The 23,759-nt window shown below is 43.5% G+C and carries 21 protein-coding genes, 2 tRNA genes and 1 pseudogene; 20 read left to right on the plus strand and 4 right to left on the minus strand.

Annotated features, from left to right (window positions below; genetic code table 11):
* Positions 1–33: 33 nt before the first annotated feature.
* The 7 genes from FQ608_RS06815 to rplT all read left to right on the plus strand — a co-directional run bounded on the left by FQ608_RS06815 (position 34) and on the right by rplT (position 8,589).
* On the plus strand, positions 34–534 hold the full coding sequence (locus FQ608_RS06815; RefSeq protein WP_158857086.1) for a DNA topoisomerase IV: 501 nt from the start codon (positions 34–36) through the stop codon (positions 532–534).
* A 25-nt stretch (positions 535–559) separates the two neighbouring features.
* A complete protein-coding gene (locus tag FQ608_RS06820) occupies positions 560–2,458 on the plus strand; it encodes a DNA topoisomerase IV subunit B (RefSeq protein ID WP_158857087.1) in 1,899 nt (632 codons plus the stop codon).
* Positions 2,459–2,560: 102 nt separating this feature from the next.
* The gene (locus FQ608_RS06825) at positions 2,561–5,161 is read left to right on the plus strand and encodes a DNA gyrase/topoisomerase IV subunit A (protein WP_158857088.1); all 2,601 of its coding nucleotides are present in this window, start codon (positions 2,561–2,563) and stop codon (positions 5,159–5,161) included.
* 193 nt (positions 5,162–5,354) lie between these two features.
* The gene (gene thrS, locus FQ608_RS06830; protein WP_158857089.1) at positions 5,355–7,304 is read left to right on the plus strand and encodes a threonine--tRNA ligase; all 1,950 of its coding nucleotides are present in this window, start codon (positions 5,355–5,357) and stop codon (positions 7,302–7,304) included.
* An 86-nt stretch (positions 7,305–7,390) separates the two neighbouring features.
* Complete coding sequence (infC, locus tag FQ608_RS06835; RefSeq protein ID WP_158857090.1) at positions 7,391–7,942, plus strand: translation initiation factor IF-3; 552 nt, start codon at positions 7,391–7,393, stop codon at positions 7,940–7,942.
* 21 nt (positions 7,943–7,963) lie between these two features.
* Positions 7,964–8,158 carry a 50S ribosomal protein L35 gene (rpmI, locus tag FQ608_RS06840; RefSeq protein ID WP_158857091.1) on the plus strand — a complete coding sequence of 65 codons (195 nt, stop codon included), beginning with the start codon at positions 7,964–7,966 and terminating at the stop codon, positions 8,156–8,158.
* A gap of 86 nt (positions 8,159–8,244) precedes the next feature.
* Entirely contained in the window at positions 8,245–8,589 is a 345-nt protein-coding gene (gene rplT / locus FQ608_RS06845; RefSeq protein WP_158857092.1) for a 50S ribosomal protein L20, read from the plus strand.
* 200 nt (positions 8,590–8,789) lie between these two features.
* Here the strand turns inward: rplT and FQ608_RS06850 are convergent.
* Positions 8,790–8,863 (minus strand) — tRNA-Met (locus tag FQ608_RS06850).
* Between the two features lie 91 nt (positions 8,864–8,954).
* Here FQ608_RS06850 and FQ608_RS06855 point away from each other — a divergent pair.
* The 8 genes from FQ608_RS06855 to bshB1 all read left to right on the plus strand — a co-directional run bounded on the left by FQ608_RS06855 (position 8,955) and on the right by bshB1 (position 17,733).
* A complete protein-coding gene (locus FQ608_RS06855; RefSeq protein WP_158857093.1) occupies positions 8,955–9,356 on the plus strand; it encodes an START-like domain-containing protein in 402 nt (133 codons plus the stop codon).
* Between the two features lie 181 nt (positions 9,357–9,537).
* A complete protein-coding gene (locus tag FQ608_RS06860; protein WP_158857336.1) occupies positions 9,538–11,316 on the plus strand; it encodes an LptF/LptG family permease in 1,779 nt (592 codons plus the stop codon).
* 66 nt (positions 11,317–11,382) lie between these two features.
* Positions 11,383–11,658 carry a 30S ribosomal protein S15 gene (rpsO, locus tag FQ608_RS06865; protein WP_158857094.1) on the plus strand — a complete coding sequence of 92 codons (276 nt, stop codon included), beginning with the start codon at positions 11,383–11,385 and terminating at the stop codon, positions 11,656–11,658.
* Between the two features lie 101 nt (positions 11,659–11,759).
* Entirely contained in the window at positions 11,760–13,904 is a 2,145-nt protein-coding gene (gene pnp / locus FQ608_RS06870) for a polyribonucleotide nucleotidyltransferase (protein ID WP_158857095.1), read from the plus strand.
* A gap of 89 nt (positions 13,905–13,993) precedes the next feature.
* Positions 13,994–14,857: a sigma-70 family RNA polymerase sigma factor gene (locus FQ608_RS06875; protein WP_010853621.1), complete on the plus strand. Its 864-nt coding sequence runs from the start codon at positions 13,994–13,996 to the stop codon at positions 14,855–14,857.
* A 163-nt stretch (positions 14,858–15,020) separates the two neighbouring features.
* Positions 15,021–15,965, plus strand: a complete 945-nt coding sequence (gene trxB / locus FQ608_RS06880) for a thioredoxin-disulfide reductase (RefSeq protein WP_158857096.1) — start codon at positions 15,021–15,023, stop codon at positions 15,963–15,965.
* A 9-nt stretch (positions 15,966–15,974) separates the two neighbouring features.
* Positions 15,975–17,006, plus strand: coding sequence for a peptidoglycan DD-metalloendopeptidase family protein (locus FQ608_RS06885; RefSeq protein ID WP_158857097.1), 1,032 nt, complete (start codon positions 15,975–15,977; stop codon positions 17,004–17,006).
* A gap of 7 nt (positions 17,007–17,013) precedes the next feature.
* Positions 17,014–17,733 carry a bacillithiol biosynthesis deacetylase BshB1 gene (gene bshB1 / locus FQ608_RS06890; RefSeq protein ID WP_158857098.1) on the plus strand — a complete coding sequence of 240 codons (720 nt, stop codon included), beginning with the start codon at positions 17,014–17,016 and terminating at the stop codon, positions 17,731–17,733.
* A 147-nt stretch (positions 17,734–17,880) separates the two neighbouring features.
* On the opposite strand, the gene pdxH is transcribed toward bshB1, so the two are convergent.
* Complete coding sequence (pdxH, locus tag FQ608_RS06895; protein WP_158857099.1) at positions 17,881–18,516, minus strand: pyridoxamine 5'-phosphate oxidase; 636 nt, start codon at positions 18,514–18,516, stop codon at positions 17,881–17,883.
* A 99-nt stretch (positions 18,517–18,615) separates the two neighbouring features.
* Here pdxH and FQ608_RS06900 point away from each other — a divergent pair, with 99 nt between their 5' ends.
* The 4 genes from FQ608_RS06900 (at position 18,616) to FQ608_RS06915 (ending at position 22,425) form a co-directional block, all read left to right on the plus strand.
* On the plus strand, positions 18,616–19,185 hold the full coding sequence (locus FQ608_RS06900) for a YqgE/AlgH family protein (protein ID WP_158857100.1): 570 nt from the start codon (positions 18,616–18,618) through the stop codon (positions 19,183–19,185).
* Between the two features lie 57 nt (positions 19,186–19,242).
* A complete protein-coding gene (locus FQ608_RS06905; protein ID WP_234364103.1) occupies positions 19,243–21,528 on the plus strand; it encodes a DUF349 domain-containing protein in 2,286 nt (761 codons plus the stop codon).
* A gap of 157 nt (positions 21,529–21,685) precedes the next feature.
* Positions 21,686–21,758: transfer RNA gene (locus FQ608_RS06910), tRNA-Thr, on the plus strand.
* Between the two features lie 265 nt (positions 21,759–22,023).
* Positions 22,024–22,425, plus strand: coding sequence for a hypothetical protein (locus FQ608_RS06915; protein ID WP_158857101.1), 402 nt, complete (start codon positions 22,024–22,026; stop codon positions 22,423–22,425).
* A gap of 167 nt (positions 22,426–22,592) precedes the next feature.
* On the opposite strand, the gene FQ608_RS06920 is transcribed toward FQ608_RS06915, so the two are convergent.
* Together FQ608_RS06920 and FQ608_RS27750 are read right to left on the minus strand one after the other, a co-directional pair.
* Positions 22,593–23,168: a hypothetical protein gene (locus FQ608_RS06920; RefSeq protein ID WP_158857102.1), complete on the minus strand. Its 576-nt coding sequence runs from the start codon at positions 23,166–23,168 to the stop codon at positions 22,593–22,595.
* Positions 23,143–23,268, minus strand: a complete 126-nt coding sequence (locus FQ608_RS27750; protein ID WP_262885476.1) for a hypothetical protein — start codon at positions 23,266–23,268, stop codon at positions 23,143–23,145. Before FQ608_RS27750 ends, FQ608_RS06920 begins: the two co-directional genes overlap by 26 nt.
* A 68-nt stretch (positions 23,269–23,336) precedes the next feature.
* Here FQ608_RS27750 and FQ608_RS06925 point away from each other — a divergent pair.
* A pseudogene (locus tag FQ608_RS06925) lies at positions 23,337–23,729 on the plus strand (GxxExxY protein).
* Positions 23,730–23,759: the final 30 nt, after the last annotated feature.

Here is a 23,759-nt window from a genome sequence, read left to right on the forward strand (position 1 = left end):
ATTTTTATATTAGCGGCCTAATTGAAAAAAGTTATGTATCGACGATTATCCAAAGCGTTTTATGTATTAACCATCCTGTTGTTCCTTATCGTCTTCCTGTACATCTACTCAGCTTCACCGGAATTCGTTACTTATGAGCTGTCCGACAGGGGATTGCCGCTGAAACAGTTCGCCAAAGAAACCTTTTTCTACCTGTTTATCGGTGTCTTTTTGGTGGTTAACGTGTTGCTTATTCTCCCTGCCAAGATGATTGAAATGGAATATACTCCGATGTTGAGGCGTGTTTTTCCCAGGGGAGAAGGTTTCCGGGATCACGTACTATCCTGGTTTTACTCCTTTGCCGCAGTATTAAATATCTCCACGGTGATACTCATCTTTTACCTGCACAGCATCACCAACCAAAATGAGATCAGCAGTTCGGAATTCAATTTCTTTTTTTACCTGATACCCGTCTTTATTGTGGTGTGGATTATTGGTTTTTTTTATATCCTTGCCAAGCGAATAAGACAGGTGAAAACAACAGCTTCTATTTAACCCAATAAAATTTCTCTTTGCAGCTATGCCTGAAAATGTAAAATACAATGAAGACAGCATCAAGTCCCTTGATTGGAGGGAGCATATCCGACTCAGACCGGGTATGTATATCGGTAAGCTGGGTGATGGCAGTGCCCAAGATGACGGTATCTACGTGTTGGTAAAGGAGATCCTTGACAACAGCATTGACGAACATATGATGGGAAATGGCAGGACCATCGACATCAAGATAACAGAACACCGTGTTGAGGTCAGGGATTATGGCCGGGGCATCCCCTTGGGCAAAGTCATCGACTGCGTTTCCAAAATCAATACCGGAGGTAAATATGACTCTGGAGCCTTTCAAAAATCCGTTGGGCTAAACGGTGTCGGTACCAAAGCTGTAAACGCCCTATCAGACTATTTCAAAGTGCAGTCTTTTCGGGACGGGGAGACCAAGGTGGCAGAATTCGAAAAGGGCATCCTTACGGAAGACAGAAAAATTGATAAGACTTCCGACCGAAACGGCACCAAAATTATTTTCACCCCAGATGCTACCGTGTTCAAGAATTACCATTTTATCCCCGAATACCTTGAAAACCAAATATGGAACTACGCCTTTCTGAATGCGGGACTGACGATAAATTATAACGGCAAGAAATTTTTCTCAGAAAGGGGACTTTACGATCTCCTTAACAGAAAAGTGGATGAGGACAGCATCCGATATCCGATCATCCACCTGAAGGGTGCTGACATTGAAATGGCGCTTACCCACAGCAACCAATACGGAGAAGAATATTACTCATTTGTAAATGGGCAGTTTACCACACAAGGTGGAACCCATTTGGCGGCATTTCGTGAGGCGATCGTCAAGACAGTCCGGGAATTTTTCAAAAAAGACTACGATGCCTCCGATATCAGGCAAAGTGTCGTGGCGGCAATTGCGGTACGGGTCCAGGAACCGGTATTTGAATCCCAAACAAAAACCAAGCTGGGATCCCAAAGTATGGGTACCGACGGACCGACGGTGCGGACCTTTATCTCTGACTTTATCAAAAACGCACTGGACAACTACCTGCACAAGAACCCCAGCACAGCGGATGCATTATTGAAGCGCATCCTCCAGTCCGAGCGGGAGAGAAAGGAGATCTCCGGAATTAAAAAATTAGCCAACGAACGGGCCAAAAAGGCCAATTTGCACAATAAAAAACTGAGGGATTGCCGGGCTCACTATGATGATACAAAGGCGAATGAAGAACTGAGAAATCAAACCATGCTCTTTATCACTGAAGGTGATTCCGCATCGGGATCCATCACCAAATCCAGGGATGTGCAGACTCAGGCGGTATTTTCCTTGAGGGGGAAACCCCTAAACTGCTATGGTATGACCAAAAAGGTGGTTTATGAAAATGAGGAATTTAACCTCTTGCAACACGCCTTGAATATTGAAGACGGTATAGAAAATCTACGGTACAGGAAGATCGTGATCGCAACAGATGCCGATGTGGACGGCATGCATATCCGGCTGTTGATTATGACCTATTTTCTTCAGTTTTTTCCCGATTTGGTGAAAAATGGCCACCTGTATATTTTGGATACACCACTTTTTCGGGTTCGGAATAAAAAGGAGACCATTTACTGCTACACCGACGAGGAAAGGCAACGTGCCATTCACAAGCTAGGCAAAACGGCGGAAATCACCCGGTTCAAGGGGTTGGGAGAGATTTCCCCCGGGGAATTTGGAGCTTTTATAGGTGAGGATATAAGGCTGGAGCCGATTATACTTAGGAAGGAAACCAAAATCGCTGATTTGTTGGGTTTCTATATGGGGAAAAACACACCCGACAGGCAGACCTTTATCATCGATAACCTGAAGGTAGAGAAAGACATTGTTCACGATGACCCTGCCGCCAAAGAAGTAGAGGAAGAGAGCGAGGCAGCATAATTTGATTTATTTTTGGATAAGCAAGGTTGATAGGGAAAGCCTTGTTAACAGGTTGGCCATAATGGGCCAGCACCTAAAATTTGGGAAATACTTGACTTACTAATGAGCGATACGACTGATAACATACCGGAAGAAAACGAAGATAGCTTGCACCAGTCCATACCTGTCACCGGCATGTATAAGGAGTGGTTTTTGGATTATGCCTCTTATGTGATTTTAGAGCGTGCAGTTCCGGCCATTCAGGACGGGTTAAAACCCGTACAGCGGCGGATTCTCCATGCGATGAAGGAAATGGACGATGGCAGGTTCAATAAGGTAGCCAACATTATCGGGCAATCCATGCAGTACCATCCGCATGGGGACGCATCCATCGGAGACGCCATTGTCAACCTGGGACAAAAGGAGCTTTTGATAGAAACCCAGGGCAACTGGGGGGATATACGTACAGGGGACAGTGCTGCGGCATCCAGATATATTGAAGCCCGGTTATCCAAGTTTGCCCTTGATGTCGTTTTTAACCCGCAGACGACCGAATGGCAGCTATCTTATGATGGCAGGAAGAAGGAACCGGTCACCCTTCCTGTAAAATTCCCCTTACTGTTGGCACAAGGCGTGGAGGGGATAGCCGTAGGCTTGTCCACGAAAATCCTACCCCACAATTTTTGCGAACTGATTGAAGGATCCATACAAATCCTTGAAGGTGGAACTGCCCAGATGCTGCCCGACTTTCCCACTGGGGGTCAGGCGGATTTTTCCGACTACAACGAAGGAAAACGCGGTGGCAGGGTAAAGGTCCGCGCACGAATCGAGGAAGAGGACAACAAGACCCTCCTTATCAAGGATATCCCATTCGGGACCACGACCAATTCCCTGATTGAATCCATCATCAAGGCAAACGATAAGGGGAAAATTAAGATTAAGAAGGTGGTGGACAATACTGCCAAAGATGTTGAAATTCAAATTCAACTGGCCCCGGGGCAGTCCCCGGATATGACCATCGATGCCTTGTATGCCTTTACGGATTGTGAGGTAAGCATTTCGCCGAATGCCTGCGTAATCATAGACGAAAAGCCCGTTTTCCTCACGGTCAATGATATTCTCAGGTACAATACCGAGCAGACCAAGGTTCTGCTAAAGCGGGAATTGGAAATCCGCAGGGCGGAGCTGATGGAAAAACTGCTCTTTTCTTCTCTGGAAAAGATCTTTATCGAAAACAGGATCTATCGGGACATTGAGGAATGCGAGACTTGGGAAGCAGTTATTCAGACCATAGACAAGGGGCTTGATCCTTTTAAGCCTGATTTCTATAGGGACATAACTACGGAAGACATTGTTCGTCTTACGGAAATTAAAATCAAGCGAATTTCCAAGTTTGACACCTTCAAGGCCGATGAACTGATGCGCAAGCTTCAGGATGAGCTGAAGGAAGTAAACCATCATTTGAAAAACCTGACTGCTTACGCAATTGACTACTACCGCAACCTGTTGCAGAAGTATGGCAAAGGAAGGGAACGTAAAACAGAAATAAGGGCCTTTGACACCATTGAAGCTACTGTGGTTGCCGCTAACAATGCCAAACTCTATGTCAACCGTGCGGACGGTTTTATCGGCTATGGGCTGAAGAAGGACGAATTTGTCTGCGACTGTTCCGACTTGGATGATGTCATTGTGATTCGAAAGGATGGAGTTTGCGTTGTCAGCAGAATTCAGGATAAGGGGTTTGTGGGCAAAGACATTCTCCATGTGGCCGTTTACCGCAAGGGGGATGAGCGCATGGTCTATAACCTGATCTACCTGGATGGCACCTCGGGAAAAACCATGGTAAAGCGGTTCCAGGTATTGGCGGTAACCAGAGATAGGGAATATGACCTGACCAAAGGAACCAAGGGTTCCAAAGTACTTTATCTGACTGCAAATCCAAATGGAGAAGCGGAAATTATCACCATTTACCTTACCCAAGGCGCGAAAGCCAAAATCAAGGTTTTTGATTATGACTTTAGCTCCATAGAGATTAAAGGGCGCGGAGCGGGAGGAAATATTCTGACCAAATACCCTATCAGAAAAATCCAGCATAAAATGGATGGGGTGTCTACCCTGGGTGGGCTGAATATTTATTATGACGCTTCCATTGGCCGCCTGAATACCGATCAGCGAGGTAAATTGATCGGTAACTTCCTCGGAGAGGACAAGATCATCGTTTTTTATAAAAACGGAGACTATGAACTTACCGGATTTGAATTGACAAACCGTTTTGAGGCTTCCAACGTCTTGCTTATCGAGAAGTTTATTCATGAGCGGGTATTCTCTACCATTTATTTCGACGGCGGAAGCAAAACGTATTTTGTAAAGCGGTTTTTGATAGAAACCACTTCTCTCAATAAAAAATTTAACGTTATTTCAGACCATAAACAGTCCTACCTGAAAATGGTGACTTCGGACAAACAGCCACAAATCAAACTGACCGTCTCAAAAGGCAAAGAAAGGGAAGAACAGGAATTTGACCTGGACATGCTGATCGATGTAAAGGGATGGAAAGCAATTGGGAACAAATTGTCTCCGCATCCTATAGAAGACATAAGCCTCATTTCCTCCTCAAAAGAAGCGGAGAATGAAACTTCCGAGGATGAAGACTTGGAAATTGGATCTACGATAGATTTAAACGTGAAAAAGGACGATGAAGAGGATCAGTTGGGCTTGTTTTAAAGATAGTGGAGGCTCTTGAAAGATAGTTGGTTAGTTTTGAAAATCATGCCGATCTTACACCGGTACTTGTTTCAAGGCTAGCGTATTTTGAGATAAGTAGCGCTTAACTTTTTAAAAACCATGATCTATTCTCATATTTGCAAGAATTAAGATCGCCTGTTTGTATAGGCGCTATGTACTATAAATTGTATTCATGTCTACCCAAGAAATTAAAATTACCTTTCCTGACCAGTCGGTCAGGGAATTTGTGAAGGGAATTACCGGGCTTCAAGTCGCCAGTAGTATCAGCGAAGGTCTAGCCCGTAATGTCCTAGCCGCCAAAATCAACGGAGAAGTGTGGGATGCCACCCGACCCATTGAAAATAATGCCACGATAGAATTGCTCACCTGGAATGACACCTTGGGCAAGTCAACTTTTTGGCATTCATCAGCCCACCTTATGGCCGAAGCCTTGGAGGAATTGTATCCCGGAATTAAGTTCGGGATAGGTCCGCCAATAGAGAACGGTTTCTATTACGACGTTGACTTCGGTGAAATGGCTCTTGATGGAGCTGAGTTGGAAAAAATCGAAGCCAAGATGGTGGAGTTGGCCAAGAGAAAGAGCGAATTTGTTCGCAAAGATGTCTCCAAACCGGCAGCGGTAGAATACTTTAAGAAGAAAGGCGACGAATACAAGTTGGATTTGTTGGAAGGCTTGGAGGACGGAACTATTACCTTTTACGAGCAGGGAAATTTCGTGGATCTCTGCAGAGGTCCACATATCCCGCATACCGGATTTATCAAGGCCATCAAGTTGCTTAATATTGCTGGGGCATATTGGCGGGGAGATGAAAAAAACAAAATGCTTACCCGGATCTATGGAATCACTTTCCCCAAAGCCAAGGAGCTTCAGGAGTATCTGACCATGCTGGAGGAAGCGAAAAAGCGTGACCATAGGAAGCTTGGACGGGAATTGGAACTATTTACCTTTTCTGAAAAGGTAGGCATGGGCCTTCCGCTTTGGTTGCCTAAAGGAACCCTACTTCGGGAAAGGCTGGTGAATTTTCTTAAGAAAGAGCAGGATAAGACCGGCTACCAACAGGTTATCACCCCTCATATTGGGCATAAGGCACTTTATGAAACCTCCGGGCATTACGAAAAATACGGGAAGGATTCCTTTCAGCCCATTACTACTCCCCATGAAGGAGAGACATTTCTGTTGAAACCAATGAACTGTCCCCACCATTGCGAAATATACAAAAGCAAACCAAGGTCGTACAAAGACCTGCCCGTCCGCTATGCGGAGTTCGGCACTGTATATCGCTATGAGCAAAGCGGGGAGTTGCACGGGCTAACCCGGGTGAGGGGCTTTACCCAGGATGACGCGCATATTTTCTGTAGACAGGATCAGTTGAAGGCAGAATTTATTAAAGTGATTGACCTTGTGCTTTACGTATTCAAAGCTTTGGGCTTCGACAATTATACGGCACAGATATCCCTGCGTGATCCTAACGATAGGGAAAAATATATTGGCGGAGATGAGGCATGGAACAAGGCTGAAAACGCAATCATTGAGGCAGCCGCGGAAAAAGGGTTGATAACGGTTACGGAACTGGGTGAGGCTGCATTCTACGGTCCCAAATTAGACTTTATGGTCAAAGACGCGCTAGGAAGAAGCTGGCAGCTGGGAACCATTCAGGTGGATTATCAGTTACCGGACAGGTTTGAGTTGGAATATGTGGGAGCGGACAATCAGCGTCACAGGCCGGTGATGATACACCGGGCACCGTTTGGGTCGCTGGAGCGCTTCGTAGCTGTTTTGATCGAACATTGTGCGGGTAATTTCCCGCTTTGGCTGGCACCGGAGCAAGTGATTATCCTTCCAATTTCTGAAAAATACATTGCGTATGCGGAGGAGATCAAACAGGCACTTGAGGATCAAGAAATCACAGGAAGCATAGATAACCGGGACGAAAAGATTGGCCGGAAGATTCGGGATGCTGAAGTGAAGAAGATCCCGTTCATGATCATTGTCGGCGAAAAGGAAGAGGAAAATGGGGAACTTTCGCTGCGGAAACACGGAGAAGGCGATCAGGGAAGCTTCACTCCGGGAGCTTTTATTGCGTATTTCAAGGACATAATCGCTTCATCATTACAGAAATGAAACGGAAATAAAAAATTTTGGATTTTTAATAATCCAAAATTTATTTGATATTTGCACTTTAAATCTAAAAAACAACCATAAACATTTTGAGAGGAAAAAGAACGTATACACCGAGACAAGAAGAACCATATAAGGTAAATTCCAAAATTAGGGCAAGGGAGGTCCGTGTCGTAGGTGATTTTGTAGAGGGTGGAAACGCCGTCATGCCTACTGACAAAGCCATCAAACTTGCCGAGGAAAACGGACTTGATCTCGTCGAAATTTCTCCTTCCGCTGCACCTCCGGTTTGTAAAGTGATTGATTATGCGAAGTTTAAATACGAGCAAAAGAAAAAGCAAAAGGAGATCAAATCAAACGCCGCTAAAACCGTAGTAAAGGAAATCAGATTTGGACCAAACACCGATGACCACGACTTCGATTTCAAATTGAAGCACGCCATCAATTTCCTCAAGGAAGGATCGAAGGTGAAGGCCTACGTCCATTTTGTGGGAAGGACAATCGTTTTCAAGGAAAGGGGTGAGATGCTTCTGTTAAAATTTGCCCAAGCTTTGGAAGAGTTTGGACAGGTGGAGCAGCTACCTAAAATGGAAGGAAAACGGATGAACATCTTCGTTTCCCCGAAAGCCGGTAAAAAATAATTTCAACTAATATATATCGCAATGCCAAAAGTAAAAACAAAATCAAGTGCAAAAAAGAGGTTCACCGTGACGGGAACCGGGAAAATCAGGAGAAAGCATGCCTACAAAAGTCATATTCTGACTAAGAAGTCCACCAAAAGGAAGAAGAATCTTACCAAGATGGGGGTTGTACATGAGTCAGATGAAGGACGTGTAAAAGCAATGCTTAGAATCTAATTTTCAAAAATCAGTAAGGTTATTTATTTCACCAGAAGCTTGGTAAAAAAGTCCGAAAGGCACCAAGGGTCAAAAATTAAAAATGTATGCCACGATCGGTCAATTCAGTAGCTTCAAGAGCTAGAAGAAAAAAAGTATTAAAAGCAACCAAAGGTTACTTCGGAAGAGGTAAGAACGTTTGGACAGTAGCAAAAAATAAGTACGAAAAAGGATTACAGTACGCATATAGGGATCGTAAAGTTAAGAAGAGAGAATTTCGGAAACTTTGGATTCAGCGTATCAATGCCGGCGCCAGGTTACACGGCGTGTCATATTCACAATTTATGGGAATGTTGAAAAAAGCAGAGATCGAACTTAACCGAAAAGTGTTAGCCGATCTAGCCATGAACCATCCCGAGGCATTCCAAGCGATAGTTGAAAAAGTAAAGTAAGTTCCGCACTAACTTATTTGAAACGAAAAAACCCTCCTAGGAGGGTTTTTTTTATTGGTTTTTCCTGACTAAAAAAATCTTTGTAAAATATTTTCCCTATATTACATTCAAACATATGGCTGCCGGAAATTGGCCTATTTGGATGTTCTGTCGGTCTGCAAGGGCATAAAAAAAGCTTCATGCATACATGAAGCTGAATGTAGCGAGGAGGGGAATTGAACCCCTGACCTCAGGGTTATGAATCCTGCGCTCTAACCGACTGAGCTACCTCGCCATTTGGGAATGCAAATATGTGAGGTTATTCCTTTAATTCCAAGGAGGTGTAACAAAAATTGAGACTTTTTCTTATTACAACAATTACTGCTATGGTTAAAAATAAATTTGTTTCTGATTATCAGATAAATACTTCCAAGAAAGTCATTTATCCATATTTAAGTACAGCTAGCGGACTTTCGCAGTGGTTTGCTGACGATGTCACGATCAACGAGGACAAGGTTTTTAATTTCGTGTACGACGGAGAGGACCATTTTGCCAGACCCACCATCATGCGGCTTAATCACCACGTCAAATTTGAGTTTTTTGACCCGGAAGATGTAGATGGGGTAGAGGAAAACCATTCCTTTATTGAATTTAAACTAGAGGAAAACGAACTCACCCAGACATTTTACCTTCGTGTCATAGACTATGGAGATACCTATGACGATCAGGAGCAACAGGAAATTTGGGAGGGACTCATCACCATTTTGAAGGAAATAATCGGGGGATAAAAACAAGAAAATTATCTATTTTCACATAATATCCAGACCTTTGCAGCGTAATCAGCATGCGCCCCTTTTCCTGAAACGTTATTCATGAAGAGAGTAGACCAGTTAATCTTGGGGCCGTTTTCTTACATTAATCGTCGTGGATTTTATTCTGCTTAAGGTGAATATGCTCAAATACTTTTTCATCAAGAAATTAGACAAGTTAATCTTGGGGTCCTTCATAGGGCCGTTTATTCTTACATTCATCGTTGTGGATTTTATTCTGCTTACGGTGAATATGCTCAAGTATTTTGATGAAATATTTGGCAAGGATTTGCCATTTATGGTTTATATGGAGCTGATTGGCTATTTTGTTATCAGTATTTCTCCAATGGCACTTCCCCTTGCGGTTTTGCTCTCCTCTCTGATGACCTTTGGCAATTTGGGTGAGCATTTTGAGCTTACCGCTATCAAAAGCGCCGGCATATCCCTAATCCGTGCGCTACGCCCCATCGGTATTTTTGTAGTCTTTCTTACCATTGGAGCTTATTTGTCCAACAATTACCTAGTGCCTCGGGTAAATCTTAAAACATTCAGCCTGCTGTATGATATCCGCATGAAATCACCCGCTCTCGATATTAAGGAGGGGGTCTTTTATAACGGCATACCCAACTACAGTATCAAAGTGAATAAAAAACTGGACGAGGTTCGGTTGCAGGATGTGTTGATCTATGACCACACATCCGGACAGGGGAATATCCATGTAATTACGGCAGATTCCGGCAGAATGGAGCCGTTTTTCAATGAGCGCTACATGCAGCTTGTCTTATACAATGGCTTCAGCTATCAGGAAGGTCAGGGGCAGCGGGGCATTGCGGAGAAAGCGCCAACCTTCAACCGTACCGAGTTTTCAACCAACCAAATGGTTTTCAGTCTGGATGCCTTTGACATGAACCGGACTCCGGAAAACCTTTGGTCCAATAACCGCTCCATCAAAAACATTAAGGAAATCAGGACCGACTTGGACTCGATGGATTTGGCACTCAACCAAAAATACTTTTATAACTATGTCAATACCGAGGCTTCGTATCCTTTCTTTGCCAGAAACCGCAAGCTGACTCCCCCGGCGGATATTGAAAGAAAGCGACTTATCTCCGATTCTCTCCGTAATGTGAAATTCCAGGCAGAATTCGAAAAGGAATCCCGTGCGAACAGCGACGGATCCGGCAGCCCGATAGGGTCCACAGCAGCCCCGACTTTACCGGATGATCAACGGCAGCTGAGGGCGGATGAGTTAATGGGAGATTCAGCCGCGCAAACTACTGGTGGGACAATCAGCAGGGCGGATTCCGCACGGGCCATAGTGGATACCATGGCAGTTGTTCCTGCCCCCAATCTGGCGGGAAATCCGAATTTTGTTCCAGCCACCACAGAAAAACAAATTGTCCTGTCACCCGAGGAAAAGGCCTCATTGGACTCCTTAAGACAAACCCGGAGGTATTTGGTTTCCGCGGCTTCCGGGGGATTGACCACGGCTAGGAATATCAAGAATAATTTCACCACAAACAAAAATGAAGTCGACGTCATTGCCAGAGAATTTAGGAGATTTCAAATTTCATGGTATCAAAAATATACACAGGCCATTGCCTGTTTTGTCATGTTTATGATCGGGGCACCATTGGGAGCTATTATCAAAAAGGGAGGGCTGGGGATGCCTGTTCTGGTTTCTATCATATTCTTCGTATTATACTATATGTTGACGATTACCGGGGAAAAGTGGGCGAAGGAAGGAATTGCCGACCCGCTGTTCGGGACAGCTTTTTCCAATTTGGCACTTATTCCCTTTGGAGTGTTTTTTCTCCGGCAGGCTCGAAAAGATGCCCGTATTTTTGAGGCCGACTTTTACGCCGCCATGTTTCAAAAAATAAAGACGAAGTGGGTAAGTTCCAGGAAGACGGAAAAGTTGAAAGAAGAACTTTCATAATTAGAAATATTAATTGTATCTTTGTGGCTGTTTTATTATATTATCCGTAAACTAGTTTGACTAAGCATGTATTTAACTAAAGAAAAGAAATCTGAGTTGTTTAAAAATCATGGTCGGTTAAAAGCAGATAACGATACGGGTTCACCAGAGTCACAAATAGCTCTGTTCTCCTTTCGTATTCAGCATTTGACAGAGCACTTGAAGACCAACAAGAAAGACCACTCTTCCAGATTGGGTCTTTTGAAACTTGTCGGTAAAAGAAGAAGTTTATTGAATTACCTCGTTAAGATCGACATCGAAAGATATCGTTCAATCATAGCGGAGCTTGGTATTCGTAAATAAAATTTTTGTAAGGTTCTTCACGGGAAGAACCTTACTTTTTTTCAATTCATATAGTAAACCTTACTTTTCTAACTATTCACCTTACAGAATCATAGGATTTTATGTTACCAAATGTTATTAGCAAGTCCATCCTCTTAGAGGATGGAAGAGAAATTACGATTGAAACAGGTGCGTTGGCCAAGCAGGCCGACGGTGCTGTAGTCGTTAAAATGGGCAAAGCAATGCTTTTGGCCACAGTTGTTACCAAAAAAGAAGCCGGCGAAGGTGTTGATTTCCTTCCCATGTCAGTGGATTATCAGGAGAAATTCGCAGCCTCGGGTAAAATCCCAGGTGGATTTTTAAAGCGGGAAGGCAGACTTTCCGATTATGAAATATTGATCAGCCGACTGGTTGACCGGGCTATTCGTCCGATTTTTCCGGATGATTACCATGCGGACACCAACATTTCCATTACACTGATGTCTTCCGATGAGGATGTCCTGCCGGATTGTTTGGCAGGCCTTGCTGCGTCAGCAGCCATCGCGGTTTCCGATATACCTTTCAATGGACCCATTTCAGAAGTTCGTGTAGCAAAAATTGACGGCAAGCTTATCCTTAACCCCAAACCTTCCGATCTCAAGAAAGCTACGTTGGAGCTTATAGTTGCGGGATCTGAGGAGTTTATCCTTATGGTAGAAGGAGAAGGCGACGAAGTCTCCGAGGATGAGATGGTAGATGCACTTCAATATGCCCATGAAGAAATAAAGCGTCATTGTCAGGTGCAAAAAGAACTTACGACCCTTGTAGGAAAGGACGTTAAGCGGACATACAACCACGAAACGCACGATGAGGCGTTGATGGAGAAAATGAAATCCGAATTGTACGATAAGTGCTACGAAGCAGTAAGCCGTCAAATCCCCAATAAAAACGAGCGCTCTGAAATCATCAAGGCAATCAAAGAGGGATTTGTTGAAAGCTTGGGCGAGGAACATGGATACAATGCATCGTTGATAGGCCCATACTTCGGTAAAATACACAAGGAAGCAGCTCGAAATTTCACGCTTATCGAGAAAAAGCGACTTGATGGTCGTAACCCGGACGAAATCCGCCCGATATGGTCAGTTGTGGATTATTTGCCTTCCGCACACGGATCCGCCATTTTTACCCGTGGTGAAACTCAGGCTGTCACCACCTGTACACTTGGCACGAAATTGGATGAGCAGATGGTGGACGGAGCGGTCCATTCTGGATATAATAAATTTTATTTACACTATAACTTTCCTGGATTTAGTACTGGAGAGGTAAAGATAAACCGTGGACCTGGACGTAGGGAAGTGGGACATGGCAACTTGGCTATGCGTGCTCTAAAGAGAGTACTTCCTTCCGAAGCCGAAAATCCTTATACCATCCGTATCGTTTCTGATATTCTAGAATCAAATGGCTCTTCATCCATGGCTACAGTTTGTGCTGGATCGTTGGCCATGATGGATGCTGGTATACCGATCAAATCGGCTGTTACCGGGATTGCGATGGGAATGATTTCCGATCCGAAGACAGGAAATTACACCATCTTGTCCGATATCTTGGGAGATGAAGATCATTTGGGTGATATGGACTTCAAGGTAACAGGCACTGCCAAGGGAATCACTGCTTGTCAGATGGATCTAAAAGTGGAAGGTTTGGACTATAATGTGCTGAAAGAAGCGCTTTACCAAGCCAAAAAAGGAAGGCTCCACATTTTGGATGAGATCACTAAAACTTTGGCTCAACCGAACGCTGAATATAAACCTCATGCTCCAAGGTCTAAAAACATGGAGATTCCGAAAGAACTTATCGGGGCTGTCATCGGACCAGGTGGTAAAGTGATTCAGGAAATCCAAAAGGATACCGGAGCCACGATCATCATCGAGGAATCAGACAACAAGGGTAAAATAAATATTTTCTCCAACAATCAGGAGTCCATGGATGAAGCCATCAGCAGAATCCGGGCCATTGTAGCACAACCGGAGATAGGCGAAGTTTATACAGGTAAGGTAAAAAATATCATGCCTTTTGGTGCTTTTGTCGAATTTATGCCTGGTAAAGATGGTTTACTTCATATTTCCGAAATCAAATGGGAAAGGTTGGAAACGATGGATGGCGTGTTGGAGTCCGGTGAGGAAATTACCGTGAAACTCATAGACGTGGATAAAAAGACAGGAAAATATAAACTTTCCAGAAAAGTTTTGCTTCCTAAAGGTGAAAAATCCGATAAATCGTCCCAATAATCTTAATTAAGTTCGAAATAATACCAGCGGTTGAACTTATTTAAAGTTTACTTCTGTTATTTAGTGAGTCAAAAAAATCAGATACTTGAATGAGGCAGCTTAAAATTAGCAAACAGATTACCAACAGAGAAAGTCAATCTCTGGACAAATACTTACAGGAAATAGGAAAGGTGGATCTTCTCACCGCTGATGAGGAAGTCGTATTGGCTAAAAGAATCAGAGAAGGAGATCAACTTGCCTTGGAAAAGCTCACAAAAGCCAACCTCCGGTTTGTGGTATCTGTTGCCAAACAGTATCAAAATCAGGGCTTGTCCTTGGGTGATTTGATCAATGAAGGTAATTTGGGCTTGATTAAAGCTGCACAGCGATTTGACGAAACCCGTGGGTTTAAGTTCATCTCTTATGCCGTGTGGTGGATCAGACAGTCCATCCTTCAGGCACTTGCAGAACAGTCCAGAATAGTTCGACTGCCCCTTAACCGGGTAGGTTCACTTAACAAAATCAGCAAAACCTTTTCGGAGTTGGAGCAGAAATTTGAAAGAGAGCCATCTCCGGAGGAATTGGCCGAAGTGCTGGAAGTGACTGCCGGCGAAGTGGTGGATACCATGAAAATTTCCGGTAGGCATGTATCCATGGATGCTCCGTTTGTCCAAGGTGAAGAAAACAGCCTTTTGGATGTGTTGGAGAATGACGGGGAAACCAAGCCGGATGACGGACTGATGAACGATTCCCTTCGCAAAGAAGTGCAACGTGCGCTGTCTACGCTTACCCAGCGTGAGGCAGACGTCATTACGCTGTACTTTGGACTGAACGGTGAACATGCCATGACGCTTGAGGAGATAGGGGAGAAATTCAACCTTACCAGAGAGCGGGTTCGGCAAATCAAAGAGAAAGCAATCAGAAGGCTAAGACACACGTCGAGGAGTAAAACCCTCAAGCCTTATCTGGGATAAGTACTTATTTTCATAGCATACGGAGAGAGGGGTAGTTGCTACCCCTCTTTTTTGTACCCGCTAACGTTAAAATTCGTTAACAACGGACATTTTCATTGAGGGTGGAGCGTTGTTTATTTTATAAAAATCGCAAAATTTGCCATTCTTTTAAAAAGCAGTATACATGAGTGAGGAAATAGAAAAGATAAAGGTATTGATTATTGGATCGGGTCCGGCCGGATATACTGCCGCCATTTACGCGGCAAGAGCTGGTCTTAATCCGGTTTTATATACGGGAATCCAACCCGGAGGTCAATTGACCATTACCAATGATGTGGAAAACTATCCGGGATATCCGGATGGGGTCATGGGACCTGAAATGATGGAGGACTTCCGAAAGCAGGCGGAACGGTTTGGAACCGATGTACGCTTTGGATTGGTGACCAAGGTTGATTTTGATTCGCAGCCGCATAAAGTAACCGTAGACGATTCGCAGGAAATATTGGCAGAAACTGTCATAATATCCACCGGAGCATCTGCCAAGTGGCTCGGACTTGAAAGTGAGACCCGTCTCAATGGGAAAGGAGTATCAGCTTGTGCCGTATGTGACGGATTTTTCTTCAAGGGATTGGAAGTGGCAATAGTAGGGGGTGGCGACACTGCGTGTGAAGAAGCATCTTACCTGTCAAATATTTGCAGTAAAGTGTATATGATCGTCCGAAGAGACGAACTGCGGGCCTCTCAGATCATGCAAAACAGGGTGATGAAAAATCCAAAGATAGAAATTCTCTGGAATCATGAGACTGTCGAAATCCTGGGAGAGGAAGAAGTGACGGGAGTCAAACTGAAAAACAACAAGACCAACGATATTTATAACCTGGCAGTTGGGGCGTTTTTTGTGGCCATAGGACATCAGCCAAACACGGAGGTATTTCAGCCTTTTATCAAGATGGATGAAAACGGCTATATTCAAACTATTCCCGGGACCACGAAAACAAATATTCCCGGTGTGTTTGCCTGTGGCGATGCCCAAGACCATGTCTACCGGCAGGCAGTTACAGCCGCGGGTACGGGTTGCATGGCCGCTTTGGATGCGGAAAGGTATTTATCTGAGCACGAACTATCCTAATTCGTGTTCATGGACCCAAACTGGCGAAACTGTTTCATCTTAGTTTTCCTTTGGATTTTGCCGGGAATAGCGATAGGGCAGGTTAATCAGCGGATAATCAAGAAATCCAATACCCAAGACAGAACCACTCCAGATCAAAAAAATATTCATCCCTTTGACGTACAGGAGTATTTATACAATTTACAAAAAGGAACGGATTCTTTAATTTTCACAGGAAACGTGGATCTTAAAAAGCGTCTTTCAATCGTCAACGAGGATACGCTTTCTATCGTATGGGCACCCACCAACCAATTGGTACAGGTGTCTGAACAAATTCTGATTGACAGTATTTGGGTGACGGCTTTTGAGTATTATGCTTCCTGGGATAGCAAGAAGATTGACATTTATGATTTTGATCCAAAAGGCTTCTTGGACACCATACCTATCCGTTTGTACGAACCACAATCTGGTTCGCTTTGGAGCATGCCCCTGAAGGACAGTAGGCTAAGTTCGGATTTTGGATTTCGCAGGTACCGTTGGCATCATGGGGTGGACTTACGGTTGACTACCGGAGATGATGTTTACAGTGCTTTTGACGGCATTGTGCGTATGGCTTCCTATGACCGGTATGGATACGGTCATTTTGTATTGGTCAGACATCGGAATGGATTGGAAACACTGTATGGACACCTGTCTAAAACCCTTGTGAGTGTGGGGCAGGAAGTACGCTCCGGGGATGTTATAGGGCTTGGTGGAAGTACTGGAAGAAGCACTGGCCCACACCTTCATTTTGAAGTCCGGTATAAAGGACTTTCCATGAACCCGGGAGATATGTTTGATTTTAACGACCACAAACTGAAACAGTCCATTTTTACACTTACTTCCCAAAATTTTGAACATGTCCTCAAAATGAGGGAGGCCATTGTCCATCGGGTAAGAAACGGGGAAAACCTGTCGGTAATTGCAAGAAGGTATGGGGTGTCCGTTTCTCATATCACCCGGATGAATAATATTTCCACCAGCGCTGTACTTAGAGTTGGGATGGGACTGAAAATTAGATAGATAAGGTATGAACAAACTTGATATACTGGTAATAGCAGCGCATCCTGACGATGCGGAGCTCTCTTGCTCCGGAACAATCGCATCCCATGTGGCAAAGGGACTAAAAGTGGGTATCCTAGATCTTACGCAAGGGGAAATGGGAACTCGGGGAACGCCCGCCATTCGGCTGGAAGAATCCGATGTTGCTGCGAAGATATTGGGCTTAAGTGCCAGGGAAAACCTCGGTTTTGCTGATGTGTTTTTCACGGAGGATAGGGAACATCAAGTTGCCATTGCGCGGATTATCCGAAAATACCGGCCTGAAATCGTATTGGCCAATGCCGTAGCCGACCGCCATCCCGACCATGGAAAGGGTGGCAGTCTGGCAACCAAAGCCTGCTTTGTCAGCGGCCTCCGAATGCTGGAAACGGAGTGGGATGGCAAAGCTCAAGAAGCTTGGAGGCCTAAAGCGGTCTACCACTACATACAAAACAATTACATTGAACCGGATTTTGTCGTTGACATCACGCCTTTCTGGGACACCAAAAAGGCCAGTATTATGGCATTCAAGTCCCAGTTTTTTGATCCCAATAGTAAGGAGCCCGAAAGCTTTATTTCAAGCCCTGACTTTATGGATTTTATTGAGGCAAGAGCCAAGGAGTTTGGCCACAAGATTTCCGTCAAATATGGGGAAGGTTTTACCGTCGAACGTGTGGCGGGGGTTGATAATCTGTTTAACCTCATCTAAGGGAAGCAATTAATTAGGAATTAAAAATTACGAATTACGGGGGGGGCATAATTTGTTTAACCTCATCTTAGGGAAGCTTTTAATTACGAATTACGAATTACGGTTGGGTTAATGATCAATTACGAATTAACCATTAACAATTATCCATTAAGGAGCAAGGCGTTTGAGCGTCCAAGAACTGTCAGGCATAAGGGTGTATAGTATCCTGTCATGAAGTCTTGCGGGGCCTCCTTGCCAGAATTCGATTTTTTCAGGCATCAGGCGAAATCCACCCCAATGCGGAGGTCTTTTTAGCTCTTCTGAGGCAAACCGGGCTTCCATGGCTTCTTTTCTCTTTTCCAGAAAGTCCCTGTCAGGGATTTCCTCGCTTTGTGGGGAGGTCCAGGCACCGATTTGGCTTTCTAGGGGTCGGGAAAGGAAGTATTCATCGGACTCTGCCTCGGAGATCTTTTCTACGGAACCTTCTATTCTTACCTGCCTTTCCATTTCAGCCCAAAAAAATGTGATCGCAGCAAAGGGATTCGCAAGCAATTCCTGACTTTTTTTGCTTTGGTAATTGGTGAAAAAAACAAACCCCAGATCCACCCCTTTCAACAAGACAATCCGGGAGGAGGGACGGTTTTCCGGGGTAACAGTCGACAAATGCATGGCATTCGGCTCATTGATACGGGCATCAATCGACTCCTTCATCCAGGATTTAAATTGTTCTATAGGGTTTGAATCAACCTTATTTATTTCTAATATTTTGGAAGAATACTCCTTTCTTAAGCCTGCTATTTTCATTATTTTATTTATTTTTCCTTTATACTAATTTAAAAATGTAAAGATATTGGAATTAAATTTTTTTGCTTTATCTTATGCCCTCTAATGAAAAGAAATTTAATGAATGTTAATTCAAACATACCGCCATCGTCAGGATGTTTATTAATATCCGAACCCTTTCTACAGGATGAAAATTTCGTTAGATCCGTCATCTTGCTGTGTGATGCCAATGAAAAGGGATCCTTCGGTTTGATATTGAACAAGCTTTCCATGTTTAAGTTGGGCGACCTGCTTGAGGGGATGTCCAACCTGGAATCCGAGGTGTATGTAGGCGGACCGGTGGAGCAAAACACACTACATTTTATTTATTTTGGAGAGAAAATGTTGGAAGGAAGTGTGCAGTTGGGTAACCAATTATGGTGGGGGGGAGATTTTACGGAGTTGGTCGAAAAGCAGAAACTAGGTGTGGTTGACTTGGAAAACTTCCGTTTTTTTATCGGGTATTCGGGCTGGTCCGAGGGACAGTTGGATGCTGAGCTGGAGCAAAACTCCTGGATTATTTGCAATAATCACTCTACAAGGAATATTTTCTTTTCCGATCCGGACGAACTATGGCGTGATATTTTGAAGAATATGGGGGGGGATTATCAGGTTCTGGCAAATTATCCCATAGACCCAAGACTTAATTAAATCAAAATCACTACTTTTGTTTTAGAGCAAAATCGGAAGCAAGTACGCTTGACACTTATGGAGAATGACAAAGAAATGTCTGAAGAAGACAAAAAGGTGACCCAATCGGTAAATGAAACCACCGAAACGGGTAATAGTAAAAAATCAACAGACGAAACGCCTGAGACTGTTGCGGAAGATAATCAAGAAGGGATAGTGAATGAAAGCCCTGAAGAAAAGAAACCGGAAGTCGCTTCGGAAGATAATCCGGCGGCGGAAAGCGGTGAAACGGTGGCTGAGGAAGACGCAGTGACAGCATCTCCCTCAGATGCGGCGACTGAAGAATCCGTAGCCGCAGTGAAACAGGAAGCGGAATCGAAAGAAACACCAAAATTCGCGGCAGAAGACAGTGAGCATCCGGAAGTAGATGAAAGGCAGGAATCTAGTTCTAAACCTAACACAGACATAGTAGCCGAGGATAACGCTGAGGTGGTTGCTGAAGGAAAGCAGGAAGTCGCTGTAGATGATAAATCCGAAGTGAAAGCGGAAGGCAAGACTAAAGCAGAAGAAGGCGGGTCAGTGGCAGCTAATGCCAAAGACGATGCTTCTGCAGAAGAAGGCCACGACGAAGACTCCTCAGATGGGGAAGATGAAGCACCGGATTTCAGTGAATATTCGAAAAAACAGTTGGTTCAAGAGATAAAGGAGGTTTTAAAGGAAGAAAACCTTATAAAGCATGAGCGAAAAGCGTCCGATCTGAAAGGGATCTATGAAGAACTCTATCAGAAGGAAAAGGAGGCAGCGCTGGAACTTTTTACGGCTGATGGTGGAGCGGCGGATGATTTTGCCTATAGGGGCGACGACCTCGATAAGGAATTTTTTACTTTAATCCATGACTTTAAGGAAAGACGCAGTAAGCAATTCCGGGAAATAGAACGATCAAAGGAGCGGAATGCCGTTGCCAAAAACCTAGTTCTCGACAAACTGAGAGAACTGGTGGATAGTGAGGAAACTACTTCAAGTATTGACGGGGTCAAGGCCATTCAGGAGGAATGGAAGAGCATAGGACCTGTTCCCGGCAATCAGAATAAAAACCTGTGGGCCTCATTTAATGCCCTCATGGACCGGTATTATGACAACAGAAGTATTTACTTCGAGTTGAAGGAACTGGATCGGAAGAAGAATCTGGAACATAAACTGGAGATCTGCGAAAAGGCGGAGGCCTTGGTAGAGTTGGAGGACTTGAAAGATGCGATCAAGTCGCTAAATGATCTTCATGAGGAATTCAAACACCTGGGCCCTGTGCCCCGGGAGGAGCAGGAGAAGGTCTGGCAACGCTTTAAGGCGGCCTCCGACCAGGTTTATTCCCGTAGAAAGGATTACTATGACGAGCAGAAGGTAGCGCTGAAAGGCAACCTGGATCTTAAGCTGGCCCTGATCGAGAAACTGGAACCCTTCAAGGATTTCCGTGCCGAACGCATCAAAGACTGGAATATCAAGACTAAGGAAATGCTTGCCATCCAAAAGGAATGGGAAACTATTGGACCAGTTCCCAGAGAAAATGGGAAGGAGATAAACAGGGCCTTTTGGGGACTATTCAAGCAGTTCTTTAACCACAAGAATCACTTCTTCAAAGAGCTGGATGAGGTAAGAAAGGTTAACAAGGACAAGGCGGAAGCGTTAATTGCGGAAGCCGAAAAACTGAAAGACAGTACCGAGTGGAAAAATACCGCCAACGACCTGATCGGCCTACAGAAGGAATGGAAGGATCTTGGCCCCATGCCGGAAAAAATACGGGATGACCTGTACCACCGCTTTAAAGCCGCTTGTGATTCCTTTTTCCAAAGCAGAAGGAGTAGCAACAAGGAAGCCAATCTGGAGTTTGATGATAATTTAAAGCAGAAGGAAGCGATCTGCAAAAAGATCGTAACGGAAGCCAAGGCAGGCAAAGACCTTAGCACAGATACGCTGGAGGACTATATCAAAGCCTACAACGAGATCGGGTTTGTTCCGCGGAAGAGCATCAAGGACATTGCGGCCAAGTTTACTGCTGCCGTCGACGAATACGTGGCTAATCTCGGTGTGGATGGACAGGACAAGGACGAATTTCTGTTTCGCCTTAACCTCAACAAAATCCAAACAGATCCCAACGGTGCCCGGGTGCTTAACAAAAAGGAGCACGGAATCAGAAAGCAGATTTCGGATTTGGAGAACAACATCACCCTTTGGAGAAACAACCTGGAATTCTTTGCCGCATCCAAGACGGCGGATAAGCTGAAAAATCAGTTTGACGAGAAAATCGACAAGGCAGAGCAGGAGGTAGACCGTCTGAAGAAAAAACTTTCGATCATCCGGGAATTTTAAGCCGCTCATTGTTAGGGGGATATTATATCCCCCTTAATTTTCCTTACCATTTGCTTGATTGCTTCGGTATAGACGGCTATATTTGCATCGCATTTAAGGAAAAGAATCGCTTTTCTTTTGCAAAATCCCGCCATTAAATGGGATACCAGGATAAAAAGCCTCCTTAGCTCAGCTGGTAGAGCAACTGACTTGTAATCAGTAGGTCGCTGGTTCGATCCCGGCAGGGGGCTCTTGATTATCAGGCACTTACAAGTTCATTCTTGTAGGTGCCTTTTTCATTTGCACAAGATTTGCACAAAAGAAGTTATCAAAACTTTAAAATTCGTGAAATTCATGGGAATGAATAAGTACAAATCTGCACGAAAAGGTGTTATATCGGTATTTGGCTAATCGTTAGTTTTTTAGTTTAACTTCGTTTGATGGTCTCTTTAAAATCATTTTTTTGGAAATGAATCAGAAATTTTTAACTTTATTCAAATTAAATATTTAATAGAGATGTTCAAAACAATTATCTTAATACCTGTTTTTTGTTTATTGCTTATTTCTCCCTCATATTCTCAACTGGCAGAAATTGGAAATTTTAAATTTGACAAATCAGAAAGAACCGTTTCCTGGGTTAACGTTTTTGAAGTTGAGCAGAAAATTAATTTCAATTCATTAAAAACATACTTTTCGGAAAATGGAATAATTCAGATTATTTCGGAGGATTCTACTTCTTTCAAAGGGGAATTTGTAAAAAGGCCTATTGATAACCAAAAATATGGATATTCTAGGGGCAAAACTCCCATGGTTTTACTTGATGTTGAGCAAATTTTTAACGTATCAATTGAATTTAAAGAAGGTAGGTATAGGGCTTCTTTGACTAATTTGGGTTATATCAACGACTGCAAAGGGTAATATTGAATCTTATAATGGAGATTTTAGTTTTACTAAAAAAAATGAAGTTAGAAGAAATATTTCTCCCATTATTGACATTTTGAACCAATTTTATATTGATATGCTGACATTTAAACAGATTAAAATTAAAAATGAGGACTGGTAAATAAATATAGCTATGATTAATTTTAAAAAATCATCTTTTCAATATCCCGTATATTGAGTAATTCAGCTTTCCGTATTTGTCCCATTATTCGCAAATACCTCTTTGTAGGTTTTCCGGCATACGTTTTTTTGAAGTGCTTTTTATAAAGTTCGCTGTACAGGTTGTCAGTTCTGTAATATATCCCTAATGTTTTATCCAGTTGCCTGTACTTCTTGCTTTGGGTTTGGGTTTCATACATACAGCCGTTGAACGCTTCACGGTGCAAAAAGTAACCGCCTATTGAATACAGTTTACGGCAATGCTTCTTTGTTTGTGGGCAAATGAAATACCATATTTCCCCCCGGTTCAGGTTGGAAGGGGTTGAGGTCAAATAAACTTTGTATTTTCGGGGTTCGTCCCTGTAATTGTAATCCAGTTCAAAGCATGGTTGGTTGTCAAGTGTGCAAACCTTTATTGAAATGCTGCCTGCTGGGTTTCCGTTTCTGCTCCAGTCGAGTGTACCGCTCATTATTTGACCGGGTGAAAGGTAGCCCCATCCCTTCAGCTTTGAAATATGTATCTGCAATGCTTCATCAAACAAGTGTATATTCCGATCCATCTTGACCACCTGTTCCGATGATCTTGACCACCAATCCGGTCATCCTGACCACTCTTACAAGGGTGGTCAGGATGGCCGGATTGACAGTGGTGAAGATCATCGGAATTTACGCATAGTCTTGAACTGTGATTTTTATGATGAATTTGATAGCATGATTGATGAAAAAATATGATCAATGAAAAATACAAATATTCGGAACTAACAGGTAAGATTATCGGTACAGCAATGGAAGTCCATTCATTTCTTGGCAATGGCTTTCAGGAAGTAATTTATCAGCGTGCATTATCCTATGAATTGGAATTACAAAGCATTCCCCATAAAAGGGAATTAGAAATGAATGTTCTTTACTAAGATATTCAAGTAGGTACAAGGCGAGTTGATTTTTTAGTAGATGAAATAATAAGCGTTGAAATTAAAGCTTTAACTCAATTAGAGCCGGTACATCTTGCACAAGCAATAAACTATCTGGAAGCCTACAATTTGGAAATTGGGCTGTTGATTAATTTTGGCGACGCAAAGCTGAAATTTCATCGGTTGGAAAACAAAAAGTTTAAACCATAATTATGTTATCACACGAATCAAATAAATCAC

It is taken from the genome of Lunatibacter salilacus (assembly GCF_009797935.1).
GTDB classification, from domain to species: domain Bacteria; phylum Bacteroidota; class Bacteroidia; order Cytophagales; family Cyclobacteriaceae; genus Lunatibacter; species Lunatibacter salilacus.

Bases quoted from the DNA above. Each gene is read 5' to 3' on its own strand.
- FQ608_RS06825 (WP_158857088.1), top strand. From the start codon at position 2,561: ATGAGCGATACGACTGATAACATACCGGAAGAAAACGAAGATAGCTTG.
- pdxH (WP_158857099.1), bottom strand. From the start codon at position 18,516: ATGAAAATAGCAGGCTTAAGAAAGGAGTATTCTTCCAAAATATTAGAA.
- FQ608_RS06915 (WP_158857101.1), top strand. From the start codon at position 22,024: ATGTTCAAAACAATTATCTTAATACCTGTTTTTTGTTTATTGCTTATT.
- pnp (WP_158857095.1), top strand. From the start codon at position 11,760: ATGTTACCAAATGTTATTAGCAAGTCCATCCTCTTAGAGGATGGAAGA.
- FQ608_RS06875 (WP_010853621.1), top strand. From the start codon at position 13,994: ATGAGGCAGCTTAAAATTAGCAAACAGATTACCAACAGAGAAAGTCAA.
- FQ608_RS27750 (WP_262885476.1), bottom strand. From the start codon at position 23,268: ATGATCTTCACCACTGTCAATCCGGCCATCCTGACCACCCTTGTAAGA.
- thrS (WP_158857089.1), top strand. From the start codon at position 5,355: ATGTCTACCCAAGAAATTAAAATTACCTTTCCTGACCAGTCGGTCAGG.
- FQ608_RS06900 (WP_158857100.1), top strand. From the start codon at position 18,616: ATGAATGTTAATTCAAACATACCGCCATCGTCAGGATGTTTATTAATA.
- rpsO (WP_158857094.1), top strand. From the start codon at position 11,383: ATGTATTTAACTAAAGAAAAGAAATCTGAGTTGTTTAAAAATCATGGT.
- bshB1 (WP_158857098.1), top strand. From the start codon at position 17,014: ATGAACAAACTTGATATACTGGTAATAGCAGCGCATCCTGACGATGCG.
- trxB (WP_158857096.1), top strand. From the start codon at position 15,021: ATGAGTGAGGAAATAGAAAAGATAAAGGTATTGATTATTGGATCGGGT.
- FQ608_RS06885 (WP_158857097.1), top strand. From the start codon at position 15,975: ATGGACCCAAACTGGCGAAACTGTTTCATCTTAGTTTTCCTTTGGATT.
- FQ608_RS06815 (WP_158857086.1), top strand. From the start codon at position 34: ATGTATCGACGATTATCCAAAGCGTTTTATGTATTAACCATCCTGTTG.
- FQ608_RS06905 (WP_234364103.1), top strand. From the start codon at position 19,243: ATGGAGAATGACAAAGAAATGTCTGAAGAAGACAAAAAGGTGACCCAA.
- FQ608_RS06855 (WP_158857093.1), top strand. From the start codon at position 8,955: ATGGTTAAAAATAAATTTGTTTCTGATTATCAGATAAATACTTCCAAG.
- rpmI (WP_158857091.1), top strand. From the start codon at position 7,964: ATGCCAAAAGTAAAAACAAAATCAAGTGCAAAAAAGAGGTTCACCGTG.
- FQ608_RS06820 (WP_158857087.1), top strand. From the start codon at position 560: ATGCCTGAAAATGTAAAATACAATGAAGACAGCATCAAGTCCCTTGAT.
- FQ608_RS06920 (WP_158857102.1), bottom strand. From the start codon at position 23,168: ATGGATCGGAATATACACTTGTTTGATGAAGCATTGCAGATACATATT.
- rplT (WP_158857092.1), top strand. From the start codon at position 8,245: ATGCCACGATCGGTCAATTCAGTAGCTTCAAGAGCTAGAAGAAAAAAA.